The 7,004-nt window shown below is 48.8% G+C and carries 11 protein-coding genes; 2 read left to right on the forward strand and 9 right to left on the reverse strand.

All coding sequences use genetic code 11. From position 1 onward, the window contains the following. Positions 1-41 precede the first annotated feature (41 nt). The 9 genes from C8R14_RS11130 to earP all read right to left on the reverse strand — a co-directional run bounded on the left by C8R14_RS11130 (position 42) and on the right by earP (position 5,602). The gene (locus tag C8R14_RS11130) at positions 42-779 is read right to left on the reverse strand and encodes a uracil-DNA glycosylase (protein WP_011634366.1); all 738 of its coding nucleotides are present in this window, start codon (positions 777-779) and stop codon (positions 42-44) included. A gap of 58 nt (positions 780-837) precedes the next feature. Continuing rightward, on the reverse strand, positions 838-1,326 hold the full coding sequence (rimI, locus tag C8R14_RS11135) for a ribosomal protein S18-alanine N-acetyltransferase (RefSeq protein WP_011634367.1): 489 nt from the start codon (positions 1,324-1,326) through the stop codon (positions 838-840). 2 nt (positions 1,327-1,328) lie between these two features. Further along, a complete protein-coding gene (gene tsaB / locus C8R14_RS11140) occupies positions 1,329-2,000 on the reverse strand; it encodes a tRNA (adenosine(37)-N6)-threonylcarbamoyltransferase complex dimerization subunit type 1 TsaB (protein ID WP_011634368.1) in 672 nt (223 codons plus the stop codon). Positions 2,001-2,014: 14 nt separating this feature from the next. Next, on the reverse strand, positions 2,015-2,548 hold the full coding sequence (gene thpR, locus C8R14_RS11145; RefSeq protein ID WP_011634369.1) for an RNA 2',3'-cyclic phosphodiesterase: 534 nt from the start codon (positions 2,546-2,548) through the stop codon (positions 2,015-2,017). Continuing rightward, positions 2,548-3,051 (reverse strand): 2-C-methyl-D-erythritol 2,4-cyclodiphosphate synthase, encoded by a 504-nt coding sequence (gene ispF / locus C8R14_RS11150; protein WP_011634370.1) that lies wholly within the window; start codon positions 3,049-3,051, stop codon positions 2,548-2,550. The genes thpR and ispF overlap by 1 nt, the downstream gene beginning before the upstream one ends. Before the next feature lie 110 nt (positions 3,052-3,161). Continuing rightward, positions 3,162-3,350, reverse strand: coding sequence for a hypothetical protein (locus C8R14_RS14435; RefSeq protein ID WP_049753106.1), 189 nt, complete (start codon positions 3,348-3,350; stop codon positions 3,162-3,164). Between the two features lie 21 nt (positions 3,351-3,371). After that, a complete protein-coding gene (locus C8R14_RS14440) occupies positions 3,372-3,512 on the reverse strand; it encodes a hypothetical protein (RefSeq protein WP_166484996.1) in 141 nt (46 codons plus the stop codon). A 300-nt stretch (positions 3,513-3,812) separates the two neighbouring features. Continuing rightward, positions 3,813-4,370, reverse strand: coding sequence for an elongation factor P (gene efp / locus C8R14_RS11160; protein ID WP_011634371.1), 558 nt, complete (start codon positions 4,368-4,370; stop codon positions 3,813-3,815). Positions 4,371-4,444: 74 nt separating this feature from the next. Next, positions 4,445-5,602, reverse strand: coding sequence for an elongation factor P maturation arginine rhamnosyltransferase EarP (gene earP, locus C8R14_RS11165; RefSeq protein WP_041353754.1), 1,158 nt, complete (start codon positions 5,600-5,602; stop codon positions 4,445-4,447). A 135-nt stretch (positions 5,603-5,737) separates the two neighbouring features. On the opposite strand from earP, the gene C8R14_RS11170 reads away from it, so the two are divergent. Beyond that, positions 5,738-6,739 carry a 2-hydroxyacid dehydrogenase gene (locus C8R14_RS11170; RefSeq protein ID WP_041353486.1) on the forward strand — a complete coding sequence of 334 codons (1,002 nt, stop codon included), beginning with the start codon at positions 5,738-5,740 and terminating at the stop codon, positions 6,737-6,739. Between the two features lie 79 nt (positions 6,740-6,818). Beyond that, on the forward strand, positions 6,819-7,004 hold a 186-nt coding region (locus tag C8R14_RS14520), incomplete at its 3' end, for a hypothetical protein (protein WP_441338204.1).

Consider the following 7,004-nt stretch of genomic DNA (forward strand, 5'->3'; position numbering starts at 1 on the left):
ATTGGATCCAATGCAAATCAATCTTACCCTGATGAATGACATTACTTATCACGCAAAGCCTGCATGGTTCTGCGGGCAAAGCACAAGTCTTCCCATGCCTTGGCCTTGTCCGTCAGCGAACGCAACAGATAGGCCGGATGGTAGGTCGCAATCAGGGGAATGCCTGCAAATTCATGCAATCTACCACGCAGGCTGGCAATGCTGTCGCCTGTCGCCAGCAGATTCTGGGCAGCCACCTTACCCAAGGTTATGATCAACCTAGGCTGAATCAATGCAATCTGGCGCAGTAGATAGGGACGGCACTGCTGTGCTTCCATTTCCAGCGGGTTGCGATTATCCGGTGGGCGGCATTTAACGATATTGGCAATGTAAACACCCTGTTCGCGCCCGAGATCAATCGCCTGCAGCATACTGTCGAGCAGCTTCCCGGCCTGGCCGACAAACGGTTCACCCAGCAGGTCTTCCCGGGCCCCCGGGCCTTCTCCAATAAACAGCCAGTCTGCCTGTTCATCACCCACACCAAATACCGTTTGCTTACGCGTCTGGCAAAGTGGACAAGCGGTACAGCTGCTAACCATCTGCCGCAGCTGCTCCCAGTTTGCACGCGCAATTAAAGCCGATCGGTCATCAACTATAGAAGATTCCACAGCGGTTTCTGTGTGCGCAGCCGGATTCTCTTTTGAATCAGACGATTGAACAGATGGCTGTCCGAGAATAGCATTCGACCTGACACGCCACACGGGTAATAAGCCTAATTCTTTGAGACGATTGGGATCCATGGTTGAATCTTTCCTGATCAAACAGGATGAGAAATCAGGGTATCCGGGGTTCTCGGCATCATAGCTCCCGCCTCATGATCAGCGCATCCTCGCGTCCGCACATCGCCGGATAGTAATCCTTGTGCACGGCAATTTGCTGGAATCCCAGTCGCCGATACAAATTTGCCGCACCGGTATTGGACTCACGCACATCCAGTAATATAAATTCTGCTCTGTGTTTCCTGGAAAGTTCAATCAGATAACGCAACATCGCTCCACCCAGACCCTGATTTTGCCAGGCGTAACCCACACCCAGTGTCAGCACATGCGCTTCACCTGGCCCGATCATGAGAATACTGTAACCCATCACCAAATCAGTATCCGGCTCGGCACCCTGCTGTTGCACCATCACCTGGCAATGATGACCCGCCTTGATTGAATCACTAAAATTGCCGATTGACCATGGAAAAAGAAAAATTTCGTGCTCAATACAAATAACCTGTTCGAGGTCACTCAAACGCATTTCACGAATTTTGATCTGAAAAGGGCGTGCCCTGATCTGTGCCATCGTTACCGTTCGCTTTCCTTCAGTGCCACCTTGTTGCGGATATACACTGGCAGCGCCTCTTCTGCTGCCCTACCCTCACCATTAGCAAATTTAATCGCTGCCAGTTGCACAATTTCACGCGCATGCGGATAACAATCGGGAATAATCTGCTGCAAATTTTCGCTGTAAACGTTTGACAAAACAGATTGATACAGATCAAAACCACTACCACATCCCGTCCATCCGTCTCCGATTACCCCTGGAGCTGTTTCCGGCCGACATAGTAGCGGAGCATGAACAGGAAACCAGCCGATTTCTCTTTTTTCATAAGCTGCAAAATAAAGTTCACCCATACGCGCATCCAGCGCCGCCAGCACCTGAGACGCATCTACCTGTTGTGCCAGGGCTTCCAGTGTACTCACCCCAACCACCGGAATATCCCGTGCAAAAGCCAATCCCTGGGCAATGCCGCAGGCAATGCGCAACCCGGTAAAGGAACCCGGGCCAGCTCCGAAAGCGATGCCCTCAATCTGACTCAAGGCAACACCGGCTTCAGTCAGCATGGTTTGCAGCATTGGCAATAACAATTCGGAATGGCGCTGGCCCGCCAACTCTTCCCTGCTAATAATGTTTCCATTCAGCCACAGAGCCAGGGAACAGTATTCGGTAGAAGTATCAAACGCAATGATGTTCATCGGAATCCTGTGGTTCACAGTGCCCAGTCTGCAAGAGATTGATAGACTGATTCGTATGGTGTCTGCCGGGATTGTGCCAACGACCATTGAGTCACTGGCCAATCAATCGCTTGGATTGAATCAGGCAAGCTGCAGTGCCTTACATTTCTTACCAGCGTGACGTGTGGTGTAAATGGATATGTGTCGTCATACCGGATTCTCAAGGCAGAAAGCAAGTGCTGCAGATCCTGCACAAGAGTAGTTAATTCTGCTGGACATTGGCTTGTTCCGGCCACCACGACTCCGGCTTTTTTCCAGAAGCAAACCTTATCCAGAGTCAAATTGAATGGAGATTGCCGGATAGCCGGGGCTGCCTGACACAATCGTGGAATATTACCTTGATCGATTTCGCCCATGAATGCCAATGTCAGATGTAGATTTTTCGGTTGAATGCAACGACCTGAACAATCATCCGCCAGCTGCCGCGCCAGTTTGGCCAATTGATCTCTTGCGATATCCTGTGGCCACAATGCAAGGAACAGCCTGACAGGATGAGCAGCGCCGGACATTATGGCTGTGCTTCGCCTTCGTCACTGTTAGCGATCAGGCAGACCACTTCCGCTACGATACCTTCACCACGCCCGACAGCACCGAGTTTCTCGGCAGTTTTTGCCTTGATATTAATATTTCCAGCAGGCATGGCGAGATCCTGTGCAATGTTGGCTATCATTCCGGAAATATGGGGGGCCATTTTAGGTGCTTGGGCAATGATCGTCGCATCGATATTCACAACACGATAACCCGTTTCAGCCAGCAACCGGTGAACTTTACACACCAGCTTGCGACTATCAATATCTTTATAACGTGCATCGGTATCGGAAAAATGCTTGCCAATATCCCCCAAGGCGGCAGCACCCAGCAGCGCATCACACAAGGCATGCAGCAGCACATCCGCATCCGAGTGGCCCAGCAGACCCTTCTCATACGGAATAGTCACGCCACCAATGACAAGCTCACGCCCGGCAGCTAACTGGTGAATATCAAACCCTTGTCCGATTCTGATTTTTTTCATGATAACTGGGTAATATGTTCTGAAGTGAGCAAGCTACTCAAGTTCTGAGGAAACAGCAGAAATCATCTGATTGCCCCACCTGCACACTCCTGTACGGATAGAATCTGCGATTATCGCATGGCCAAGCAAGCCCTGGTAACACCGGCATCACCCAGGACAAGCGTTTCTTCGCTACACAGCAGGTTGGCACCAAAGTGCCATGAGTTGCCTTTCTTGCTTGAGTGCATTTCAGGCTTGCGTTTACCCTCAGTATTCCTGGTAGAAGGTGGTGCGGCAATCAGGCTGGCATCGACGATCATACCTTGTTTGAGAAACAGATTTTAGGCTGCTAGTTGGCGATTGACAGTGGCAAAACCTTGCTGAGCCAGGTTATGTTGTTCCAGCAGGTGACGAAAACGCAGTATAGCGCTTTCGTCAAGCATGCGATTCAGTTCAAAATGGCAGATCTGGCGCAATCTCATCAAGGGTATCTTCCATGCCCGGATCAGAGCAGCTGTAGGCAATATGCACGCGCAACATATTTTTCAGTGGTAGTGGTTGCTCGCCATGGCATCCATTTGTCGGGTAGTACGGTTCGATCAGGACAATAAACTCTGATCAAGGAGGCAAACGCTCAATCTGAGTAAAAAATCACTCTTTATGAAAGGATTCGTGCAGAGACTCCTTAAATCCAAATTGATTGTTGTTTTCTTGATTTTTAGCTGCTCTGAACAGAACAGGATTATTCGGAGCAGCTTGAAAAACATTTGATTATTCTGGGTTTATTTGACACGGCTGCGATATTCGCGTGTGCGAGTATCAATTTCGATCTTGTCACCGATTTCACAAAACAACGGTACCGGCAACTCGAAGCCAGTAACAATTTTGGCTGATTTCATTACCTTGCCTGATGTATCGCCTTTGACTGCAGGTTCAGTGTAAATAATTTCGCGCACGACAGAATTCGGCATTTCAACTGAAATAGGTTTGTCATTATAAAACACAACTTCGCACGGCATGCCATCTTCCAGAAAACTGAGTACATCACTCATGGTTTCTTCTTCAACTTCATATTGATTGAACTCGGCATCCATAAATACATACATGGGGCTGGCATAATACGAGTAGCTCACCTCTTTTTTCTCCAGCACGACTATATCGAATTTATCATCTGCCTTATACACTGCCTCGCCAGGTGATTCTGTCAGCAGATTCTTGTATTTCATTTTTACAACCGAGGAATTACGCCCGGATTTGGTGAATTCGGTCTTCAGCACAACCATAGGGTCTCTGCCGAGCATAAACACATTACCTACACGAAGTTCTTGAGCTGTTTTCATCTATTCTAATCAATATAAGTCAAGGAAAAAAAAGGATATTATACTTTGACTTCCCCAATGTAATGAAGAAATAACTACTGGTTTCTGCAAAAATTCACCAGATTGGAAGCCAAATCAGGAGCCTGAGCAAGCTGTTCAGCCCATGCTATGGCATGTTGTTGCAACGCCTTGTGGTATCGCCGGAAATTATCCCAGTCCAGCTGTTTATTATTATTCCAGCCTTGATGCAGTGCTCGCAGCACATCAGCTGCTTCTTGGACCAATCCCTGGCAATAAAGATTCAGAAAGGCCTCAAGTTTGGGAAGATGCGCATCTTCCTGCTGTGGATAAATTTGCCAGATTACTGGCCGCGCTGCCCACTGCGCACGCACGAAGGAATCTTCGCCCCGCACAAAATTACAATCGCACACCCACAATAAACGGTCATAATTTTCTTGTGGCACAAAGGGAAGCACCTGCAACACCAAATTACCGCGCTGCACGCTATCCCCTGCCACCAGGCGTGATTGTCCTGCCCATGCAGCTGCTTGTCGCGAGGCCACACCTTCCGGCAACAAACATCGCACGGGTGAAGTTGAAATGACCCATGCTTCCAACAGATGACCAACTGGCGCATGGTCATAGCAAAACAGGGAAACGATAGTTTCGTCAGAAGCAGGAACAGGAATACTCAGTTCGTGCCACAGTTTTGCCGGATCAGATTGCAGGGAATCGCGTTGTGCAAACAACCCCGCCTCCTGTATCACTCCCCCAGTTGCCGCAGTAAAACCAGGAAAAAAGAAATATTTGGTTAATGGCAGGCGTGGATGCGGTGAAGCTAGCCTATGGTAACCTTCCACCCATGATTCAGTAGATAAATACTCCAGATTGATCCACATGCACCCTTCCTTCTCTTTCATATCCACAGAATCTACCGCCTGGGATGAAGCCACAGCCATTGCCATTGCCATTACATAATTGGCTGGTAATTCACAGCCGAACGCCTCAATCACCACATCTGCCGGCACAAGATTTGGAAACGGCTCAATCCAATGTAGAATTTGTATGTTCCGGATATACTGAGCTGTCAGATTACTATCAACTTCCGGACAAATTCGCTGTAATGACCCTAAATCATCCACCAGCAAACGCACCGTCATGCCAAATTCTGTAGCCAGCTGACGTGCCAGACGCCAGCAAACACCAACATCTCCATAATTATCAACGACATGACAGAAAATATCCCAGCGCATCATTTTTTTCTTTAATCAGATAAGCCGCAGCATTACCCTGTTTGACATTCCGGGCATTTCCCGATACGTTATTTTCATCGAAAGAATCACCCCTTGCCCTCTATTTATCTTGCTGTTCCTGCCGGAAATATGCCAATGAAAATCACCTTTTTCAGCACTCAACCGTATGACCGTGAATCATTCCTCAAACATCAAGCCGATTCGCGCCTTGAACTTATTTTTATGGAAGAAAAACTGACTGAGTACACTGTATCCCTTGCCAGAGGAAGTGAGATAGTTTGTGTTTTCGTCAACGATACACTTAATGAAAATATTATCCGCCAGCTGTCTCAATTGAATATTCAGCTCATCGCCCTACGCTGCGCCGGCTTTAATAACGTGGATCTCAAAGCAGCTCAGGCGTGTAATATCAAAGTAGTACGGGTACCAGCCTACTCCCCTCACGCCGTGGCAGAACATACGCTGGCGATGATCATGACACTCAACCGCAAAACGCATAAGGCATATAACCGTGTCCGCGAACAGAATTTTTCGCTGAACGGCTTGCTTGGTTTCGATCTCTACAAGAAAACAGTGGGCGTCATTGGTACCGGCCATATCGGGGAAGTATTCTGCCGCATCCTGCATGGCCTGGGCTGCAACATTTTGGCCTGTGATCCGATAAAAAAACCAACTGTGGAAGCAATGGGCATTCCGTATGTCCCCATGAGCGAGCTCTTCCCCCAATGCGATATTCTTTCGCTGCACTGCCCACTCAATGAAGAAACACGCTACCTCATCAACAACGAAACGATTGCACAAATGAAAGCGGGCATCATGCTGATCAACACCAGCCGTGGCGGATTAATCGACACCAAGGCCGTAATCACCGGGTTAAAAACAGGAAAAATCAGTTATCTGGGTATTGATGTCTACGAACAGGAAGCCGATCTGTTTTTCCAAAACCTCTCTGAACAGATCCTCCATGATGACACTATTGCCCGGCTCATGACCTTTCCCAATGTCCTGATTACTGCGCACCAGGGGTTTTTTACCCAGGAAGCACTCAGTCAGATTGCCCTTACAACACTGGATAACGTAAGGCAGTTTATAGATGGAGAGGTGCTGATTAATGCAGTCAGTAAGGACAATGGATAATCTTCCAATATGGGGTCGTCTCAGAATTCGGAAAATAAAGCACGCTAAGGCGTAGTCACCCCGTGACTCCCCCGCGCCGATGCAGCGAGCTTCGTTCCGTCTTGCAGTGACGCAATCAGCGGGCAGGAAACGTTCCCTTTCCGCGCATGGCAGGCGCACACCAGTTCAGACAGCACGGCCTCCATGCGTGCCAAGTCGGCCATCTTCTCGCGCACATCCTGAGCTTGTGCTCGGCCAGGCCGCTGGCTTCCTCGCAATGGGTGCC

Origin of the sequence: Nitrosomonas eutropha (assembly GCF_003201195.1) — a bacterium.
Taxonomy (GTDB): Bacteria; Pseudomonadota; Gammaproteobacteria; order Burkholderiales; family Nitrosomonadaceae; genus Nitrosomonas; species Nitrosomonas eutropha.